This window comes from Priestia sp. 3CA3, assembly GCF_056836725.1.
In genome coordinates, this window is the sequence record NZ_JBXENJ010000002.1 from 323807 (window position 1) to 342277 (window position 18471).

Consider the following 18471-nt stretch of genomic DNA (forward strand, 5'->3'; position numbering starts at 1 on the left):
AAGAAGTGGTTCTTTATGAAAAATAGGTAAAATGCATGAATAGGCTAGTTAAAAAATGTTTATTTTTTAATAAATTGGGTTTGAAATTATACAGTTAGGGAAAACAAGGCGTATAGGAAAATAAATGCGCTTCATAATGGGTTTATTTATAAGCATCCTCACTCTAGATCAGGGGATGCTTTTATGCCTTTATTTATAAAACAATTAGACTATACATATGTAAGGAGAGTCTTCATGCATAGAAATCAGGACCTATATCATTTTTTTAAAGAACATTCTCTTCAATTAACTGAAGACTGGTACAATCAGCTCGACGATGAAAACGAGTTCTCCGTGTATTCGAGTAAAAATCCAGTAATTGTGAAAGAACTGAAGCAGCAAAATCAAGATTATTTTCAGCATTTATTTGACGTATTTATAAAAGATGAGGAATACTTTTTTTCCGATTTCCAGCAGTGGTCGGTCGAACTTGCACGTGATCCAAAGCATTTAAGTACGCCTCTTCACTTTATCGTTCGAGAATATTTTAATTCACAAAAAATTGTCGTTAATTACTTAAAGAAGTTTATCTCTTTGCACCCAGAAGAGGTAAGCGTGGATAAGATATTTATGTGGTATGACATTATTGTTAAAGCCTTTGATCTATCTATTTATATCTTTATTCAAGAATATCATAAGAATACGCAAGAACAGCTGAACGCTCAGAAAGAGTTAATTAATGAATTAAGTTCTCCTGTTATCATGCTTCAAAACAAAGTTGCCCTTCTGCCTCTTGTGGGGGATATTGGAACGGTCAAAAGTCAGTTTATTTTAGAAAACACGCTTCAGCAATGCTCGGAAAAAGGCGTTGAACATTTATGTATTGACCTGCTCGGTGTAGCTACGATTGATACGATGATGGCACAAGAGATTTTCAATTTGGTAAAAGCTCTTCGTTTAATTGGTGTGCAAACAATTTTATCTGGAATTCGACCGGAAATTTCTCAAACTGCAATTCGCTTAGGGCTTTCATTTGAACATGTTAAAACTACTTCTTCTCTTGCACAAGCACTTAATTCTATTGGTTAAACATATGGCTCTCTATTACAACATAGAGAGCCATATCTATGGCGTTTCAAATTTTACTGGAGTATAGTAGACACGCCCGATTAACTTTTTCCCGTTGTTATCTTTCCAGTCCGCTACGAGTATATACCGATCACTGTTACTGTGAGAGGCAGAATCTACTGTAATAGCAGCAGATGTTTTTTTTATGTCCTTTTTTTCTACTGTGTTTTCATAAATAGACTGATTGCGAATTTGTTTGTAATAAAGCGCATTAGGTTTTTTACCATCTATTTTAATGGATACTTGACCACCTTGAGAGACGGGAATACTATCTTTCATAACAATTTGTCTGAAATTTTTTCGTTCGCCAAAATCAGCTTCACATTCGGTCCAGCAAAAAAATAAAGGCTTAATGATGGCTTCTTTGCCTTCGGCTATTATTTTTATAGCGGGTGGATAAGGATCTTCAAGCGTTTCAGCTGTAGGAACCTGACATGCGGTTAATGAAAATAAACTAAATAGGATAACCACCACTTTTTTCATACTATGTCCTCCCTTTTTTGTGAACGTGGTGCACGTAAGTGAGTGGGTGCATAGTATACTCTTTCGCCTGCAACCAAAAGATTCCTTTTATAATCAACGAAAAAACAGCTGCCTATTTGTTTAGACAGCTGTTTTTTTCTATTTACTTAGCATGCTTATTTCTTTTTTCATATCTTTTTCTACATATTCCATTAAATCAGATACGTAGGTTTGAAGCGGTTTTGTTGCGTCTTTGTGATCATTCATCGTTAATTCATAAATGCTATCGATATTATCAATCATCAGTTCCATATCATCGATGACGCCCGTATGCTTATACATCGTTTTCATCGTAGGATCAAGGGAAGCTAATTCATTATATTCATAGTTTATCGTATTTGAAATATCATCGAGTTCATTGATAAATTGCTTTTTGGTTTTTTTTTCGGCCATAAGCTGATTATACTCTTTAAAAGCAGTTTGAAGGTTTTTCTGAGAGGCAGTCAATACTTTCAGCTGTTCTCGTCCTAAATAATAATCATAAATACTAGTAACAGTAAAATATCCCCCAAATGTGAGCGCGATTCCGACAACTAAACCTATCCAAAACGTGCTCGTTTTAAAAAAATGTTTCATAATGACTCCTTTTATCTGTGTTCTATGTACAACACTAGCTCATGCTGCTGCTTTTTCCTAGGATACACCAAAAACGAAGTGGAAGCTACACTTTTTTAAAATTTTGTCGAATTTTGTCTCTTGTTTCACAAGCTTCAGCACATTATTTTCCATCTCTATTTCTCCATCTGTATACATCAAATTCGTTAACCGCTGTAAAACCAAGTTTTTCATAGGCTGGCTTTCCTGCACTTGTAGCATGCAAAATACACGTATCTGCCTGTTTTTTTGCTTCAGTAAGAACTTCCTTCAAATAGGCGGTAGCCAGGCCTTTTCTCCTCATATGTCTAGCTGTAGTGATACAGTACAAACCCGCTGTACCGTCATAAAAAAAGAGAGACCCAGCTACAGCTGGCCGGTTATGATAAAGACCCAAATATAAGTGATATTGGTCAGTGTGCTGCATAAGCTCCCTAAACCTTTCAAGAAAGTCAGCTTGATATTCTTTTGGTTTTTGATAGCCATCTATGTATACCGTAATCCATTCTTTCAATTCAGCTTCTGTGTGCACTCGCTTACATTGAAACTCTTCTACTCCTGTGTGTACGTATTCTTTTTCTTGAATGTGCTGAATCATTCCGATCCATTTTTCATAAGGAACAAATCCATTTTTATGAAGAACTGGCCCAAGGTTATCATATGAAGATGGACCAACAATCCATAGAGGTTCTTCCCCTTTCGAAGAACATATCTCTAACGCAGGCTCAATATGACGGGTTCCTGCATATATGCCGCGATTATAAGGAGATGCAGAAATCCATTTCATTTCTGGTGTATCCACCTTCACAGATTTCTTCGTATGCTGAAAATACATCCAGTGCTGAATCAAGTGTTGTTCTACTATATCGCTTTGATTTTTTATTTTCACTTCATGTCTCCTTTCTCTTCTAAATTATGTTCCTTTTTCTATTATATACTAGTTAGTCTATTTTCTATGACTCTATCCCAGTTCTTAAGTCCTTTTCCAAGTTTTTTTAATTTTTTTGTTATTCTATGAATAGTTTTCTTTTAAGTGGGGTACTAACCTATATAAGCAATACATCATTAAAAAGGAGGATGATATTTATGTCATTTTTATGGGCACTTATTGTAGGTGGTATTATTGGATGGCTTGCCGGATTAATTACGGGAAGAGACGTTCCAGGAGGTATTATTGGTAACATTATTGCTGGTTTTATAGGTTCTTGGTTAGGTTCAGCTATCTTTGGAAGCTTCGGACCAGTTGTAGGTGGATTTGCTATTATTCCTGCCATTATCGGATCAATCATTTTAGTATTAATCGTAAGTTTCATTATGAGAAAAATGCGTGGTAGTCATAAACATGCATAATAAATTATTATATTAGAAAAAGAACCTCTGCTGAAAAAGAGGTTCTTTTTTTATATGGAAAATTCTTAAGATTTACTATTTTTAATTTCATAATATTGAAAAATAAACCTATTAATGTTAATTTAACCATAATCACTATAAAAAAGAGGAATTAACATGCTGCTTTCAACCCATCAAAAAGACAAATCTATGTACCAAATACTAATAGAAGAAATCGAACAGACACGAACGTTGATGATTCAAACGGCTGTCCGTGAAGGAATGACAAGTCCTAACACACTTCAAGTTAGTCAATCATTAGATGCTTTATTAAATAAACTTCAAATTTTCTTCTATCAATAGAAGCCCATGATATGGTTACATACTCATGGGCTTTTGTTTTATATTAGTCCGCTTGATTAACATATTCCACTGCTTGGTGAAGGCTACTGAAAGTTGTAATATCAGCCAAATCTAACCCTAAGTTCACCATCGTCTGAGCAATTTCAGCACGGATACCGCTTAAAACTACTTGAATTCCTAATAATTTTAAAGCACCGATTACTTTGAAAATTTGGTCCGCTACCATCGTATCAATAATTGGAACTGCGTATAAATCAATAATCAGCCAATTTAGCTTGTACTCGCTGCCGTGCTGAAGGGCATTTTCCATTAAAATTTGAGCACGATTTGTATCTAAATCGCCAACAAGAGGAATCACGCCAATTTCTTTCGTAATGCGTACCACAGGAATTGAAAGTTCATCAATTGCATAGCGAGCCGATTGAATTTTGTTTGCAAAGTCGGTCATATACGATTTACTAACCCAGTGCACAGCCTTGTCCACTACTAAGTTGAAACGAGAAATAACTTGATAGAAGGCATCAAACGTAAACGTTTCAGCTTTTGCTTCTTCTTTAATAATTTCCCCGATAATATTTCGGTAATAGCTGATTTCTTCTAATGCTACATCTAACGGAAGCTGAAGGGTAACGAGTAAATTCGCTACTTCTCTTCCCCATTCCTCAAGCACTTCAAAGTTTTTCGTATCATTTGTTGATACAGAATCAGCGTATATTTTAATTAAATGAACGCGCCACGGTTCTAACTGTTGTTGAATATCTTTGTCTTCATCTTGTTTTTGTTTTGAGAACTCTTCTTTTTTTTCTAGAATTAAATTCGTAATGTGTTTAAGCTTTTTATCTAATAATAATGACTCCATATTGTTCTCCCGTTAAGAATTTGTTTACTTAAAATGATATCACAAATACTGTTGAAAAAAGTAAAACTAAGGGAAAAAGCTTTTAAAAATAAACCGGATGTCCTTTTTTGCGAATAGAATGAGCTAAATTGAGTCTAAAACGTACATAAGCTGAACTTCTCTCTTTCGTTTTATCGTTACTTTCACAGTGAATTCTCATACATAACATTTCAATTTGAAGTTAGACTATTTTAGCATATATGATAAATAGATGAAAAAATGCAAAAGGGTTTGCAGCAAGCATGTCGCATGACAAAATGTGTTTTAGGAAAGACTGAAAAGGAATTCCCTATAAAAAGGAGGTTAGGTATATGTCATTTATTTGGACGCTTATTGTTGGAGGACTTATCGGCTGGCTTGCTGGTGTGTTAACAGGACGAGATGTTCCAGGTGGAATTATCGGAAACATCATCGCTGGGTTCATTGGAGCATGGTTAGGCTCTCTAATTTTTGGAGATTTCGGTCCAGAGATCGGCGGATTCGCAATTGTTCCTGCAATTATTGGTGCTGTTATTTTAGTTTTAATTGTGAGTTTTGTTTTACGCAAAATGCGCGGAAATAATAATCATCGACACGCCTAAATAAAAAAGAGAAATCAGCGTCTTGATTTCTCTTTTTCCCTTACTTCTTATAGCAAAATGTTTTAATAATGGACCTATCTGTAAGTGTAACTCTTTATGGCTACATTTAATAATTGCTGCTTGTCACCTCTGACATTTAATATTTCTACACCCTCATATCAAGCGCGTTAGTAATGAGCACCTCTGTCCATTCGAGGTCCTCAAGCATATCGGTGAAGATAGCTTCAATATGAACAAATGCAGTTTTAGCTTTTATTGGACATTGTTTTATAGCTGCTTTCTATTTCGGTTCTACTAGTTCAATAAATGACCTTGCTTGTTTGCCCTTTAACTGTGCGTAGTGTGTATCTGTAGCTAATTCAACGGTTTCGTTGTCTAAGTTGACCCACATCCGGTAAGATTGTACCTTTATATCCTTTTTGGTTTCTACCGGTTCAAAGTGAAGAATGTAGTTAGGTTTTCGAATCATTTCAGCTTTTTCTTCTCTCCAGGATACATCTTTTAACCACTGCTGCACTTTCTGCACTTGATTTTGGTCTTTCATTTTAACCGCATGGCCATATTGATTATCGGCTATGTATTTTTCGATTACGAGCTTTTGTTCAACAGTACCGCTTGAAGCACTGCTTTGCTGACATCCTGTGATCACCCAACAAATAGCAATGAGAACTACTAATCCAGACCATACTTTTTTCATTTACATCTACCTTTCTTTTTGTAATTGAAATGAGATGTTCTTGCTGAATGATGCTACCAGCTGCTCGTTTTTAAATCTCTTTTTGCATTCTCTTTTCTTCCTATAAATCCCTGCTTCATTTGCTCAAAAAAACTGAATCCCCGAAAGGATCCAGTTTTTCGTTACGATTCGACATCTTCTATGACATGAACAGCGCGAATAGCGGCGTTTACTTTTGTATGTTGAACGTATTCTTTTGCTTCGTGTATCGTCATTGCTTCTACTTCTTGGTAATAAATCACGTTTCCCCATTCATATTCTACTGAATAACGATTTGACTTTTCCACATGGTATCCTCCTTATTGATGAACTAAAATTTGATCAATCAAGCCATATTCTTTTGCTTCATCCGCTGTAAAGAATGTATCTCGATCAGTGTCTTTATTAATCGTTGACAGCGATTGTCCTGTTCGTTCAGACAGAAGTTCATTTAGGTGGTCTTTTAAGCGCAAAATACGCTTCGCTCGAATTTCAATTTCAGCTGCTTGTCCTTTTGCTCCTCCTAGCGGCTGATGAATCATCACTTCGCTGTTAGGAAGAGCAAAACGTTTCCCTTTTTGACCGCCCGCTAGTAAAACTGAACCCATAGATGCTGCTAGCCCTATACACAATGTACTTACATCTGCACGTATAAGCTGCATTGTATCAAAAATAGCCATGCCCGCTGTAATGGACCCTCCCGGTGAATTAATATAAATGCTAATATCTTTTTCTGGGTTTTCTGCATCTAAAAATAAAAGCTGAGCGATAATGCTAGTAGCCACCTCATCCGTAACTTCACCTGTGAGCATAATCACTCGGTCGAGCAACAGCCTTGAATAAATGTCATAGGCACGCTCTCCTTTACTTGTTTGTTCTACTACATAGGGAGTTAAGTTCATGTGACCGCCTCTTTCCACTGAATTAATACGAGCAAATTTTTTTACTTTTGCACTGACTTCTTGATTTAAAAATGAATCCCCTATCAAATCTTCATCGGTAAATTTAATCATTAGAGAATGTCTTTCTTGCTGTATATGCAAGTGTTCATCGCGGTAAGTCACCGCAACTGCAATCTCTGCCTGTGGATATAAAACGGTCTCTTCCGTGTAGAGCTCTATTAATAAAGGTTCATCGTCAATATGTTTTACTTCGATTTGTCCTTGTGGGTTTTCACAGTACCCATTTAAGTTTCTTGTTTTGAACAAACCTTGGGGCAGCTGAATATCAATCGTGATGTTTTTAACTTTTATTTGCGATCGTTCAAATGTAATACATAGGTGGTTCATTCCTTCTTCTTTTTCCATTACTGATTTTGCCACCGCTAATTTAATCATGCGATGAATGCTCCTTTAAAATCTGAGTAACAGACTCAATTACTTTTTGCCGTACGTCTGCTGATAAATTCCGATTCATAGCGACAAACACATCTTCATTGACTTGATGCATTTCTTGATTTTGAATTTGTTTGCTTTGGTAAAGAGGGAGCTGCGCACCTATACTTTTCACTTCTTCCACACTCATTGAACGCAGCGTTTCTTGAATGGAAGCTAGTGACTCCCCTGCTTTTGATAATGTTAAAGCGGCTCGAAAGTAATGAACATGCTGATCTGTATAGACGCGCTTATTTCCCACTAGCTCCAGCGGAGGAACAATTTCTATTTGCGTGTAATACCGCACCGTACGCAGGTTCAAGTCCGCACCTTCATTGTTTAATAATTCCGTAATTTGCTTGCCTGTATATGTTTTCAAACAATCCCCCCTTTTTAGTTACAGTTAACTGTTACACTGTCATTATACTGTAAAGATATTTATTTTACAATTAAAACCATGGTAAATTTTAGATAAAGCAGCAAAGCCTATAAATAAAAAGAACGAACCAAATAGCCCAGGTCATATACCCCGGCTCTCTTTACTAAGCGAAAAAACAACTGTGTATATTTCAATCTATTCCTGCTCATACTTCTCATGCTACACTTTAGTTATCTTAAAAAAGGAGAGAACATATGATGGGGAATCCAAGTATAGATTGCTTAGGGTGTCGATTAGCAAATAACCAAGAAAAATCGCATATGATATTTGAAGATTCGTTTGTGACGTGCCTGCTAGACCACAAGCCGTTTAACGAAGGACACCTCTTAATTCTTCCTAAAGCACATATAGTGGAAATCGACGAATTCGATACTGAACACATATTGGCCGTGATGAATGCAGCGAAGCTAATGACAAAAGCAGTTAAGACGCTTTTTATTCCAGACGGAGTTACTCTCTCTCAAAACGGGGGTATGTTTAACGAGTTAACTCATTTTCACATGCACATCGTTCCGAGATATAAAGAGGAGTGTTTCGGAGATTTTTATACGCAAATTCCCGAATATGCTGAAAATGATGACGTCTTGGCTGCAACAGCTCAGAAAATGCGCCGCGTCATTCAGCAAATGTCTTTATAAAAAAAACGGCCTCCTTATGGAAGCCGTTCTCTTTATTGACGATCAAATAATGAACTTCCTGCAATACCAGGGTTCGTCATTTCAAATGGATTTAAAATGAGATCTAATTCCTCTTCTGTTAACACATCGTATTGAAGGCAAAGCTCACGAATTGGTTTTCCTGTTAAAATCGCTTCACGCGCAATACGCGATACGACTTCATAGCCTAAGTGAGGGTTAACAGCTGTAATAATCCCTACGCTTTTTTCTACATATTCTTTCATCCGCGTTTCGTTTGCTTCAATTCCTGCTAAACAGTGATCCGTAAAGCTTCTGAAACCGTTGTTCATGATGCTGATTGATTGAAGTAAATTAAATACAAGCACAGGTTCCATAACGTTAAGCTCCATCTGACCTGCTTCTGAAGCAAGAGAGATCGTTTGGTCATTTCCCATTACTTGAAACGCAATTTGATTGATTAATTCAGCCATAACCGGGTTTACTTTTCCTGGCATGATTGAAGAACCAGGCTGACGAGCAGGAAGGCTGATTTCACCTAGGCCTGCACGAGGACCTGATGCCATTAAACGCAGGTCATTTGCAATTTTAGACATATTCGTCATACAGATTTTAAGCGCTGCAGATACTTCTGTATAAGCATCTGTATTTTGAGTAGCGTCCACTAAATGCTCTGCATGTACAAGCGGCAGACCGCTGATATCGGCTAAGTGTTTGACTACATTTTCAATATAGCGAGGATCTGCATTTAAGCCTGTTCCAACAGCTGTCGCTCCCATATTTACTTCATGCAAGTGGTCACGCGTCGCGCTAATACGCTTAATGTCGCGCGCTAACACGCGGCTGTATGCTTCAAACTCTTGACCAAGACGAACGGGTACAGCATCTTGAAGATGCGTACGGCCCATTTTAATCACATGATCAAATTCTTGGGCTTTTCGTTTAAATACATCATGCATACCATTCATTGTAACAAGAAGTTTATTTAATAAGTTCAGCGTTGAAATATGGATAGCCGTTGGAAATACATCATTTGTTGACTGAGACATATTCACATGGCTGTTAGGACTTAATTTACCGTATTCGCCTTTATTGTCTCCCATAATTTCAAGGGCACGGTTTGCAATCACTTCATTAGCATTCATATTCATTGACGTTCCTGCTCCGCCTTGAATAGGATCCACAATAAAGTATTCATGCCACTGACCTGCTAAGATTTCATCAGCTGCTTGCACAATCGCATTTCCAATACCTTCATATAAGCGCTTTGTATCCATATTTGCAAGCGCTGCCGCTTTTTTTACGATAGCAAGCGCTTTAATCATTTCTTCATGTACTTTATAACCCGTAATCGGAAAATTTTCTACGGCACGTGCGGTTTGTACACCGTAGTATACGTCTGCTGGAATTTGTTTTTCTCCTAGAAAATCAGCTTCTGTACGATATCCTGCTGTTTCTTGTTTCATAGCTGTACCTGCTTTCTTTTTTAATTAATATCTTCTGCAATCGACGTTTCCATCATCTTTTTCACTTGGTGAGGGTCTTTGGTTTGTCCGAGCACCCACATTAATTTAGGAACAATGGCTTCTGTGTTCATGTTTTTTGAGCGAACGACGCTGTCATGATTAATCATTCGGCCTACTTCATAAATGCCCATGTCTTCTCCTTCTTCAAGGCACTGAGTAGTAATGACAACGGATACACCGTGATTTGTCAATTCAATAAGCTTGGCTAAAATATTGCGAACTTGAAATGGAATTCCTCCACTTCCATAGCTTTCAACAACAACGCCTTGATATACATCTTTTAATCCATCGAAAAATTCAGGCTTAATGCCGGGAAACAGTTTGACAACTGCCACATCCGTACAAAGAGATGTATTAACCGTCAACTCTTCTTTACTAGAGCCAACCGATTTTGTATATTCCACCGTATTATCATGGATAGACGCCACGTATGGATAGTTAATGCTTTCAAATGCATCATAACTTTTTGTACGAAGCTTAATTGCTCTTGTGCCTTGAATCACACGACCGTCAAAGACTACATAGACTCCGCCTGTTTCCTCACATGCAAAGCGAATCGCATCTGCAATATTGCGCTTCGCGTCCGTTTTACTAAATGAAATAGGAATTTGAGATCCTGTAATCGCAATTGGTTTTTTAGAATGCTGAAGCATGTAAGAAAGAGCTGCCGATGTGTAGGCCATTGTATCTGTTCCATGGGTAATAACAAAACCATCGTATTCATTATAATGCTCTTCAATCGCTTTTGCCATCTCTATCCAACATTCAGGCTGCATATTTGTACTATCAAGATTCATAAGAGATTTGCTGTCAATTTGACAATGTTCATTTAAATCAGGTATGTAGCTTAGTAATTGATCTGGCTCCATTCCAGGAACAAGTCCATTTTCACCTTCAAGTGAAGCGACCGTTCCGCCAGTTGATAACAATAATAGTTTTTTCAAAACCGACATCCCCTTTGCTTAATTTCTGTAAAAAAACCTGACAATCTATCAAATAAATTATATTCATTTCGCGTACTTCACCTGTAATTATAGTAACCCAAATTCAATAAATCAAGAGAAAAATTATTCGTTTCGCGTACACTTTTCTCTACGGCAATGATATAATGAATAAAAATGTAAATTGGCTCACGGTTTGATTCCAAAGATCTGCGCGCGAGCTGAATGCCTCGGTTTTTTACATACTACACCTACAAAGGAGCGTCATGAATGTTAAGCAGATTAGCTCAACTCAGGAAAGAAAAAAAATGGTCTCTTCAATATACAGCTGACCAGCTTGAAATTGCTAAAAGCACCTACGCAGGATACGAATCTGGCTATCGTCGTCCTTCTCTTGAAGCACTCGTTACAATCGCAGAACTATTTGATACATCAACAGACTACTTGCTAGGTAAGGAAAAGGAACCTCATTCTCCTTCAGATGCACCCATCGAATTAACATCGCCTCAGACTCATAGAATTACGGTCGACGGTGCGGAACTATCTCAAGAAGAAATTCAGCAGCTGACGGCCTTTATTCGTGCTAAAAGACAAATTGAAAAAGAAACTGCACCTTCTTCAATTTAAAGAAGATTAGAAGCAGGTTGCTTCTAATCTTCCAGCTGCATGTCTAAATAGGCTACTACTTCTTTTGTTATTTCCTCTTCTGTTTCTTCCAGCAGCTCTCCGGTTATCTTGCTGCCTGGGAGCTTCCTCGAAGAACGGATGCCCAAAAACGTGCGTACACAGTGCCAGATGGGAATAAAAAGACCGTCTAAAAACTCACCTTTTTCCAAAATACCCACTTGAATGGTGGCGTGGTAACCGGGGTGAAAAGGATTTTCCCCTTCACGGATCACATCTATAGAAAGCTGCATCCCTTCTTTTTCAAAAGCTTCTTTATATTGTGCATATATTGATTTGAGAAGTTCTTGCAAAGACCTTTCAACCTTATGTATATGCTTTTCTAACTGCGGCGTAAATTGTTTTGCGGTGTATTCCATCTATCTCCCTCTTCCTTCGGTTCTCTGTCTATTATTTTAGCGACTTTCATTTTATTGTATCATAAGAAAAGCGTTCGTCTGTCTAGCAGAAAACCCCGCTTTTTTGTAGAAAAGCGGGGTTCATACATACCTTTATTAGCAATAGCCTACATTGCTTTATCTTGTTTAGAAGATGATTTTAATTTTTTATTTTTAGTTGGATCTGGCTCATTAGAAGACATGATGATGTTTCCTTCGCCGTTGCACACTTTGCACTTTATCAATCCAAATTTCTTACCGGCTCCTTGGCATTGTGGACAAACATATCGAATTGGCATAAACTGTACCTTCCTTTTTTCTAATTTATACCTGCGCCTTGAAAGCGCCTGTGGTTAGTTTATAGTTTCATTATAAATTGTACAATCCACCCTATCAAGACGTGCCAAATTGCACATCTTTAATGGCAAGAAATTCTTCCTTTCTAAAATTCACCTAAAAAATGAGTCGATAGGCAGGAGAATTTCTATTGTTGTTAAAAGGCAATACGTCAGAGGAAGTTTCTTATTGGATATAATTAGCGAATGTTTGCGCTAAAAATTTTACTTTTTTTCGTGAATCTAAAGGCTAAACAACCGTTTTATCTCGAATTTCTTTTGAAATGGTTACGTCTTTCCAAAGCTGTTCGTATTTATAGCCCGTTAAACTTTCACAAACCGCTTTCGCTTCAGGAGTAACGGCGGTCGCCGGGCCCCCCTTTTTTCTTCTTTCAATTTCAGCTAATAAAATTTTGTGATTTTTCGGACTTATTTTAAACCATATGGTTGCTATAATTCCCATGAGAATTAAAATAGCAGGTACAATCATGAACAGCTTTTGTAAGCCGGCTAGCGTAGACGCTGACTGCTCGGCATTTGGTACATAGCCAATATTCTTTAAGGCAATACCAACAAGAAAAATCGCAAGCGCCTGAGACGATTTTCGAATAAATGACATCAGCCCTGCATACACGCCTTCTCGTCTTTTTGTCGTAATCATCTCATCTACATCTGATACAAACGGCAGTACATTCCATGGAATCATGATCGCTCCCGAATGACCGCTTCCTAAAAAAAATGCCGCTAAGTAAATAAGAACTAACGAGCTATCTGTTGTTAGGAAACTGAATAAAATAATGCCCGTTCCCCAAATGACCATGCTGAAGTTATAGGTTAATTTATTTCCTAACTTAATGGCTATGTACGTAACAAGAGGAATAAATAGCACTTGTGTAATTTGCACAAAGCTCAGGGTATCTGCATAAATCGCTTCGCGCAGCATGTAATAGGCAATAAAATAAAAGAAAAGAGCATTAAATACATCCATTGCAATGTAAGATGCTAAATACATGGCAAGGTATACGTTAAACGACTTATTTTTAAATGCACTTCCAAAACTGATAAACAGCTGCTTAAATTCTAACCAAAATCCGTTTTTCTTTTTTCGTTCCACTACTTCTCCGCTATCCCATGTTCCCTTGTAAACAAAAATCCACGGAAGAGCGAAGAGAAGGCCAAAGATAATGCCCATGATTAAATATCCTTGTCCGCCTGGAAATGCATCAATGATTCGTTTCGGGAAAAAAGCACCTAAAAATGAAGCGCCTTGTGAAAAGACCATGCGTATTCCCGTCATTTTCGAACGAATACTATAATCTGTCGTCATTTCTGCTGCTAACGTGTTGTAAGGAACCATCACCATACCAAACGCCGTGTTGAATAAAAGATAGGCTAAAATAAAATAGGAGTATTTAAACATATGTGAGCCTTCAATAGGAATCCACAGCATACTGAACGTGATGGCAACTGGAATGATTCCAAAAAGAAAAAAGACTCTTCTTCGTCCTTTTTTTGTCTGAAGATGATCAGATATGTACCCAATGGTTGGATCTAACAAAGCATCCCACACTTTTCCAAGAGCTACAATCGTTCCTGCTTCTACAGGAGAAAGCCCGACTACATCCGTTAAAAAAACCATAAATAATGTGCCGATAATAAAAAAGGATCCTCCGCCAAACAAATCCCCAAATCCATACGCTACCATATTACGAAAGCGCACTTGTTTTGTTTTCCCTTGCATATGCAGCCCTCCCCCTGAGTAAATAGACTAGCTTCTTTTGTTATTCACTTTTTTCTATTTTACTAAACTATCCCTTAAAAAATAAGGAATATGTCATCTGTTCTACTCACAAAAATAAGATGCTTTCTACTTATATAAATAGAAAAGCAGCTGGATAAAACGTTCTTTTTTATACGGTATTATAAGTTGACTTTTTGTTCACAGCTGTTATAATTCAACCCATTGCTAGTTATTTAGCTATAAAATGCAAACTTGAACATTTGACATCTGAGCTGTGACGAATAAAATAATAAGTATGAAACCTATTGATATCTTTAAAGCATTATCTAATGAAACTCGATTAAATATATTAGAGTGGTTAAAAGAACCTGAAAAGCATTTTAAAGACAAACAAGCACATTTGCCTAAGGAGGTCAGCAGCAGAGGCGGTGTTTGTGTGGGAGATATTCAAGAAAAAGCTCAGCTGTCTCAGTCCACAGTATCCAGCTATCTTTCCATGATGCAAAAAGCAGGTTTGTTAGAGTCAATTCGGCATGGTCAATGGACATACTATCGCCGAAATGAAGAAACGCTTCAAGAGCTTTCTTCATTCTTACGAAAAAAACTTTAACGAGTTTTTTTCACTCATTATATCTATTTTTCTAGATATACAAATATAAAGAAATATTGGAGTGATAAACGTGAAGTTGTTGGTTTATTTAGTTGCGGTTTTAGGCGGCGCTGCTTTAAGTATGGAAGGCGCCATTGCCGGAGAACTCGGAAAAACAGTTGGAAAACTTGAAAGCAGTTATTATATTTTTATCATGGGAACGCTCATTTTAGGTCTGACCACTTTATTTGCTGGAAAGGGAGATTTACCTTACGTCTTAAAAGCGCCTAAGTGGAATTTAACCGGTGGATTATTAGGTACGGTTTATTTAACGATTCTAGTGATTAGTATCCCCTTTATCGGAATTGGCGTTTCAATGGTTGCGGTTATTGTGGGCCAAATGATTACAAGCATGATCATTGAGCATTTTGGTTGGCTTGGCAGCAGCAAAATTAAAATTAACAAAGAACGCGTAATGGCTATTGTATGTATGGGAATTGCGCTTGTACTTATTTTCTAGGAGGGTTTTACAATGAGTTTATTAATGGTAATACTTACCTTAATAGGAGGATTAACGCTAAGCGCTCAGTCTTCTATTAACGGTACTTTAAGTAAAAAAACAGGTACGTTTGAAACAGCTTTTTTAACCTTTGCAACAGGTGCCATGATTTTAACGATTGTCGTGGTCTTCTTTGGACAAGGAAACATTCTCTCTGTTTTTGATGTCCCTAAATGGCAGCTTACTTGCGCTTTATTCGGAGCATCTTATTTGTTTCTAACCGTTTTAGCTGTTCCTAAAATTGGCGTAACAGCAGCTAATATTTCAACTGTTATCGGTCAGTTATTTGCAAGTATGATTATCGACCATTTTGGCTGGTTTGGAAGCAAAGAAGTACCCTTTGATCTATCCCGCTGGATTGGTGTAGCATTTATGTTATTAGCTCTTTATTTTATTTTCAAAGGCAATAAGAAAACAGCAGCATAAAATATTCATGAAAATAGCCAAGTGTCCCTATGTAAAGGCGCACTTGGCTATTTTTGTACGTAAACAGCGTTTGAATTTTCAATCAATTATTTAGAACATATTTTATTTAAACGAAATTGGTTTTTAATCAGGTGAATTTCACAAAAAACTGTGCATACCTTCATGCCTTTGTTCAAAAGATAAAGATGCAGATCTAGAAAATCGGCTACATAAACGAACAGGTAAGGTGGGTTTTTTCGTGGGAAAATTTTTGTTTTTAGCAGCATTTGTCTTTTTTTGTTTTACGCTTTCCATTTCCGCAGAAGAAAATATACCAGAAGAAAATATAGAATCACACGTAAGTCAGCCTGTTGTAAAAGATTTTATTTATCAATCTCTTGAACCTTGGGTACATCAAGATATTACTTCTCATTATGAGAAGGTGTACGGTAAACAGCATAAAAAAGTAAAAGTTCGCCCGATTAAAAAAGATGATATCGGAATACAAATGGGTGAAATACAGCCAGGTAAAGGCGGTAAGTTCACTCATATTGTGCGGGTAAAAATCTTAAACTTGAAAGTAAAACCTGAGGGAGAAGATGAATTCTTTGCAACGGATACGCTTATTTACAAAGTGAATATCAACGACCTTTCTGCTGAAAATGATGTAGAAAACGTCGTAAAATTACTCGAGTATAAACATCAAGAAAGATAAAGGCTCAAAAAGCCAATTCTTACCCCTTTTGAAGGTATTTATTCCGCTATTCAAAAGGGGCTTTATTATGAAGTGTGTTTTCTCTTCACAATTTTAGGGAATATAACTACCACTTATCCCCTAATTTTTTCATATTGCTAGTGCATAAGATACGAACTTGATAACTTTTTGTCGGTTTTTATCTATTTCTGTAGGGTTTCTTGTAGGATGAAAAAGAAAGTAAAGCGCTTTAATTGCTATGACAGAAAGGTTGAGGATAGCTGTCCTGCATAACTGGAAATCAATAGGTAGTAAGAACTGCATGTAACGACAAAAGTTGACAGCTAAAGATTTCAGAATAATAATAATAAAGCAACAACGTTTAAACGAAAGACTTATTTTACATGAAAGGTGTTAGTCAGATGAACAATTTACATCGAAGAATGGGAACATTCGCGTTAACCATGACGGGACTTGGATCAATTATTGGTTCCGGCTGGTTATTTGGAGCGTGGCGAGCAGCTCAAATTGCAGGGCCGGCTGCTATTTTATCATGGGTCATTGGAATGGTCGTTATTTTATTTATTGCACTTTCTTACAGTGAATTAGGATCCATGTTTCCCGAAGCCGGCGGGATGGTCAAGTATACGCAGTACTCACACGGTTCGTTTATTGGTTTTATTGCTGCTTGGGCAAACTGGATTGCGATTGTATCCGTTATTCCAGTCGAAGCAGTAGCTTCTGTACAGTATATGAGTTCGTGGCCTTGGAAGTGGGCACAGTGGACAAGCCACCTCGTAGAAAAAGGAACGTTAACTGGCGAAGGATTAGCTATCGCTACTGTGCTATTGATTATTTACTTTTTACTGAATTATTGGACAGTTGGACTATTTTCCAAAGCCAACTCGTTAATTACTATTTTTAAAATTGTTATACCAGGACTTACAATCGGAGCACTTTTATTTGTAGGCTTTCACGGCGAGAACTTCACTTCTGGAAGCAGCATCGCACCAAACGGCTGGGCTAGCGTGCTTACAGCAGTTGCTACGTCTGGGATTGTGTTTGCTTTTAACGGTTTTCAAAGCCCTATTAATATGGCGGGAGAAGCGAAAAATCCGGGCCGCTCTATTCCGATTGCGGTAGTAGGCTCAATTTTAGTTGCTACAGTCATTTATTTGCTTCTACAAATTGCATTTATCGGGGCAGTAAATCCTTCTGATATTGCGAAGGGATGGAGTCATTTAAACTTTAACTCTCCGTTTGCAGATTTAGCCATTGCCCTTAACATTAACTGGCTTGTCATTGTCTTGTATGCAGATGCGTTTGTTTCACCATCTGGAACAGGTATTACGTATACAGCTACTACTGCTCGAATGATTTATGGTATGGAACAAAATAAATATTTGCCAAGTGTCCTAGGACGCCTTCATCCGATTTATGGTGTTCCGCGTCAAGCCATGTTTTTTAACTTAGCTGTTGCTCTTGTCTTTTTGTTTTTATTTCGGGGCTGGGGCGTGCTTGCTGAAATTATTTCAGTCGCTACGCTTATCTCTTACATTACAGGTCCTGTTACGGTTATGACGCTAAGACGAACTGGCAGCGATTTATATCGTCCCCTTCGTTTAAAGGGGTTAAGCATCATTGCGCCGCTTGGTTTTATTTTTGCTTCTTTAACGCTATATTGGGCGCGCTGGCCGCTAACTGGACAAGTTTTGTTTATTATTTTAATCGGCCTTCCTATTTATTTTTATTATCAAGCAAAGGCTAAATGGAAAGGCTTTCGACAGAACTTCAAAGGCGGCGTATGGATGGTTGTATACTTACTTTGTATGATGACTATTTCATGGCTTGGAAGCGAAAAGTTTGGCGGTCTTAATGTTATTAAATATGGATGGGATATGGGGATTATTGTTGTTGTTTCTCTTCTCTTCTACACATGGGCTTTAAAAAGCGGCTGCAAAACAGAGTATTTAGAGAATGGAAGAAAAGTAAATGATGACTTAAAAGCAGCAGTGAATGAAACAGCAGCTTCCAAAGAGTCATAACAAAAGCACCTTGCATAAG

The 18471-nt window shown here is 37.3% G+C and carries 24 protein-coding genes; 11 read left to right on the forward strand and 13 right to left on the reverse strand.

The window, feature by feature from the left end:
* Nucleotides 1-234: 234 nt before the first annotated feature.
* Nucleotides 235-1068: an STAS domain-containing protein gene (locus AC1VNJ_RS06495; RefSeq protein ID WP_034270201.1), complete on the forward strand. Its 834-nt coding sequence runs from the start codon at nt 235-237 to the stop codon at nt 1066-1068.
* A gap of 36 nt (nt 1069-1104) precedes the next feature.
* Here the strand turns inward: AC1VNJ_RS06495 and AC1VNJ_RS06500 are convergent, their stop codons facing one another.
* From AC1VNJ_RS06500 to AC1VNJ_RS06510, 3 genes are all read right to left on the reverse strand, one after another.
* Nucleotides 1105-1590, reverse strand: coding sequence for a hypothetical protein (locus AC1VNJ_RS06500; protein ID WP_155007973.1), 486 nt, complete (start codon nt 1588-1590; stop codon nt 1105-1107).
* Nucleotides 1591-1728: 138 nt separating this feature from the next.
* Entirely contained in the window at nt 1729-2205 is a 477-nt protein-coding gene (locus tag AC1VNJ_RS06505; protein ID WP_014459392.1) for a hypothetical protein, read from the reverse strand.
* Between the two features lie 142 nt (nt 2206-2347).
* On the reverse strand, nt 2348-3112 hold the full coding sequence (locus tag AC1VNJ_RS06510; RefSeq protein ID WP_328174305.1) for a GNAT family N-acetyltransferase: 765 nt from the start codon (nt 3110-3112) through the stop codon (nt 2348-2350).
* 197 nt (nt 3113-3309) lie between these two features.
* Here AC1VNJ_RS06510 and AC1VNJ_RS06515 point away from each other — a divergent pair, with 197 nt between their 5' ends.
* A complete protein-coding gene (locus tag AC1VNJ_RS06515; protein WP_013083841.1) occupies nt 3310-3573 on the forward strand; it encodes a GlsB/YeaQ/YmgE family stress response membrane protein in 264 nt (87 codons plus the stop codon).
* Between the two features lie 156 nt (nt 3574-3729).
* Nucleotides 3730-3915 carry an aspartyl-phosphate phosphatase Spo0E family protein gene (locus tag AC1VNJ_RS06520; protein ID WP_028414380.1) on the forward strand — a complete coding sequence of 62 codons (186 nt, stop codon included), beginning with the start codon at nt 3730-3732 and terminating at the stop codon, nt 3913-3915.
* Nucleotides 3916-3958: 43 nt separating this feature from the next.
* On the opposite strand, the gene AC1VNJ_RS06525 is transcribed toward AC1VNJ_RS06520, so the two are convergent.
* Nucleotides 3959-4774 (reverse strand): STAS domain-containing protein, encoded by an 816-nt coding sequence (locus AC1VNJ_RS06525; RefSeq protein ID WP_028414381.1) that lies wholly within the window; start codon nt 4772-4774, stop codon nt 3959-3961.
* 350 nt (nt 4775-5124) lie between these two features.
* On the opposite strand from AC1VNJ_RS06525, the gene AC1VNJ_RS06530 reads away from it, so the two are divergent.
* Nucleotides 5125-5394: a GlsB/YeaQ/YmgE family stress response membrane protein gene (locus AC1VNJ_RS06530; RefSeq protein ID WP_013083843.1), complete on the forward strand. Its 270-nt coding sequence runs from the start codon at nt 5125-5127 to the stop codon at nt 5392-5394.
* 280 nt (nt 5395-5674) lie between these two features.
* Here AC1VNJ_RS06530 and AC1VNJ_RS06535 read toward each other — a convergent pair whose 3' ends face one another.
* From AC1VNJ_RS06535 to AC1VNJ_RS06550, 4 genes are all read right to left on the reverse strand, one after another.
* Nucleotides 5675-6091 (reverse strand): YhfM domain-containing protein, encoded by a 417-nt coding sequence (locus AC1VNJ_RS06535; RefSeq protein WP_028414382.1) that lies wholly within the window; start codon nt 6089-6091, stop codon nt 5675-5677.
* 161 nt (nt 6092-6252) lie between these two features.
* Nucleotides 6253-6417 carry a hypothetical protein gene (locus tag AC1VNJ_RS06540; RefSeq protein WP_165573521.1) on the reverse strand — a complete coding sequence of 55 codons (165 nt, stop codon included), beginning with the start codon at nt 6415-6417 and terminating at the stop codon, nt 6253-6255.
* A gap of 12 nt (nt 6418-6429) precedes the next feature.
* Nucleotides 6430-7011, reverse strand: coding sequence for an ATP-dependent Clp endopeptidase proteolytic subunit ClpP (gene clpP, locus AC1VNJ_RS06545; protein ID WP_028414383.1), 582 nt, complete (start codon nt 7009-7011; stop codon nt 6430-6432).
* 427 nt (nt 7012-7438) lie between these two features.
* Nucleotides 7439-7861 carry a MerR family transcriptional regulator gene (locus tag AC1VNJ_RS06550; protein ID WP_155007970.1) on the reverse strand — a complete coding sequence of 141 codons (423 nt, stop codon included), beginning with the start codon at nt 7859-7861 and terminating at the stop codon, nt 7439-7441.
* A 254-nt stretch (nt 7862-8115) separates the two neighbouring features.
* Between AC1VNJ_RS06550 and AC1VNJ_RS06555 the strand changes: the two genes are divergently transcribed.
* The gene (locus AC1VNJ_RS06555) at nt 8116-8559 is read left to right on the forward strand and encodes an HIT family protein (protein ID WP_084595970.1); all 444 of its coding nucleotides are present in this window, start codon (nt 8116-8118) and stop codon (nt 8557-8559) included.
* 32 nt (nt 8560-8591) lie between these two features.
* On the opposite strand, the gene aspA is transcribed toward AC1VNJ_RS06555, so the two are convergent.
* Nucleotides 8592-10022, reverse strand: a complete 1431-nt coding sequence (gene aspA / locus AC1VNJ_RS06560) for an aspartate ammonia-lyase (RefSeq protein ID WP_311264691.1) — start codon at nt 10020-10022, stop codon at nt 8592-8594.
* Between the two features lie 20 nt (nt 10023-10042).
* Nucleotides 10043-11026, reverse strand: a complete 984-nt coding sequence (locus tag AC1VNJ_RS06565; protein ID WP_033580584.1) for an asparaginase — start codon at nt 11024-11026, stop codon at nt 10043-10045.
* Between the two features lie 267 nt (nt 11027-11293).
* Here AC1VNJ_RS06565 and AC1VNJ_RS06570 point away from each other — a divergent pair, with 267 nt between their 5' ends.
* Nucleotides 11294-11650 (forward strand): helix-turn-helix domain-containing protein, encoded by a 357-nt coding sequence (locus AC1VNJ_RS06570; protein ID WP_028414387.1) that lies wholly within the window; start codon nt 11294-11296, stop codon nt 11648-11650.
* A 23-nt stretch (nt 11651-11673) separates the two neighbouring features.
* Here AC1VNJ_RS06570 and AC1VNJ_RS06575 read toward each other — a convergent pair whose 3' ends face one another.
* From AC1VNJ_RS06575 to AC1VNJ_RS06585, 3 genes are all read right to left on the reverse strand, one after another.
* Nucleotides 11674-12066, reverse strand: coding sequence for a hypothetical protein (locus AC1VNJ_RS06575; protein WP_482640477.1), 393 nt, complete (start codon nt 12064-12066; stop codon nt 11674-11676).
* 146 nt (nt 12067-12212) lie between these two features.
* Nucleotides 12213-12383 carry a hypothetical protein gene (locus AC1VNJ_RS06580; RefSeq protein ID WP_013083852.1) on the reverse strand — a complete coding sequence of 57 codons (171 nt, stop codon included), beginning with the start codon at nt 12381-12383 and terminating at the stop codon, nt 12213-12215.
* 286 nt (nt 12384-12669) lie between these two features.
* Complete coding sequence (locus tag AC1VNJ_RS06585; protein WP_028414389.1) at nt 12670-14160, reverse strand: MFS transporter; 1491 nt, start codon at nt 14158-14160, stop codon at nt 12670-12672.
* Between the two features lie 295 nt (nt 14161-14455).
* Here AC1VNJ_RS06585 and AC1VNJ_RS06590 point away from each other — a divergent pair, with 295 nt between their 5' ends.
* The 5 genes from AC1VNJ_RS06590 to AC1VNJ_RS06610 all read left to right on the forward strand — a co-directional run bounded on the left by AC1VNJ_RS06590 (nt 14456) and on the right by AC1VNJ_RS06610 (nt 18452).
* A complete protein-coding gene (locus AC1VNJ_RS06590; RefSeq protein ID WP_013083854.1) occupies nt 14456-14770 on the forward strand; it encodes an ArsR/SmtB family transcription factor in 315 nt (104 codons plus the stop codon).
* Nucleotides 14771-14840: 70 nt separating this feature from the next.
* Nucleotides 14841-15269, forward strand: coding sequence for a DMT family transporter (locus AC1VNJ_RS06595; RefSeq protein ID WP_028409192.1), 429 nt, complete (start codon nt 14841-14843; stop codon nt 15267-15269).
* 12 nt (nt 15270-15281) lie between these two features.
* Nucleotides 15282-15734 (forward strand): DMT family transporter, encoded by a 453-nt coding sequence (locus AC1VNJ_RS06600; protein ID WP_013057779.1) that lies wholly within the window; start codon nt 15282-15284, stop codon nt 15732-15734.
* 238 nt (nt 15735-15972) lie between these two features.
* On the forward strand, nt 15973-16428 hold the full coding sequence (locus AC1VNJ_RS06605) for a hypothetical protein (RefSeq protein ID WP_028414391.1): 456 nt from the start codon (nt 15973-15975) through the stop codon (nt 16426-16428).
* 401 nt (nt 16429-16829) lie between these two features.
* Nucleotides 16830-18452, forward strand: a complete 1623-nt coding sequence (locus AC1VNJ_RS06610) for an APC family permease (RefSeq protein WP_482640478.1) — start codon at nt 16830-16832, stop codon at nt 18450-18452.
* Nucleotides 18453-18471 lie beyond the last annotated feature (19 nt).